Origin of the sequence: Halomonas sp. DP5Y7-2 (assembly GCF_019802025.1) — a bacterium.
Taxonomy (GTDB): domain Bacteria; phylum Pseudomonadota; class Gammaproteobacteria; order Pseudomonadales; family Halomonadaceae; genus Halomonas; species Halomonas litopenaei_A.
The window spans coordinates 1-920 of the sequence record NZ_JAHVHY010000023.1; the positions used below are offsets into that span (position 1 = coordinate 1).

General features: G+C 64.6%; 1 protein-coding gene. It reads right to left on the minus strand.

The window, feature by feature from the left end:
- A partial coding sequence (locus KUW18_RS19575) for an exodeoxyribonuclease V subunit gamma (protein ID WP_222562194.1) occupies window positions 1-920 on the minus strand: 920 nt, incomplete at both ends.

The window sequence follows — 920 nt, forward strand, 5'->3', positions numbered from 1 at the left end:
GGTTCGAGAAACAGGTCGACGGCGCCATCGAGCAGGGCGCTCATGGCCTCGACATCGGTATGGTCATGTTCGCTCAGCAGCTGCAGGTAGTCGCGGCCCTGCTTGCCCCAGGCCGCCAGCAATGGGTGGGCGTGCAGGTGCAGGTGTTCCAGCGACTGATGCAGGTCGGCGGGCATGCCTTCACGCCGGCGCTGACGCACATGGCGACGCAGCACTTCCTGGGTCTCGATGATCTCGCCCCAGTAGAACTGGCAGGGATTGAGCAGGCACAGCACCACCTCGCAGACCCCGGAGAGAGCCGCGAGAACTTCAAGCGTCTGCTGTGGCAGGGACGAGATGCCGAACACCACGATACGCGGCGGCAGCTCGTCGGGACGCTGCTGCAGGGTCTCTGCGGCGGCCTTGAAACGCTGATGAATGGCGCCGCGATGGGTGTGACGCAGGCCGTCCTCCAGGGAGTCGCCGATCATGCGCCACAGGGCGGGTTGCCAGCGCTGCTCTTCTGGCACCGGTATGCGGCGATTGCCGGGTAGGACCAGGCTGTCGTCACCCTTTTCCCAGGCGCTCAGCCAGTCTGCCCGGTATACCTGATACTGGTCGAACAGGTCGGCCAGGCGCTCTGCCAGCTGGTAGTGCTTGCGGCGCTCATCATCGTCGCGCAGATAGCGTTCCAGAGGCGCGAACAGCGGATCCATCAACGCCTTGGGCAACAGCTCCATCAGACGCCAGCGCAGTCGGCTCTTGTCGAAGGGCGACGTCGTGGGCACTGTACCTGGTCCTTCGACATCCTCGATGACCGCACGATAGGCCTGCCACTGTAGCCGCGCCGGCAGCGCCACATCCGTTCCCAGACAGATACCGTAGCCGGGAGCGCCCTGACGCTCGGCGATAGAGGTCTTGAGCCATTGTGCAATGCCGTT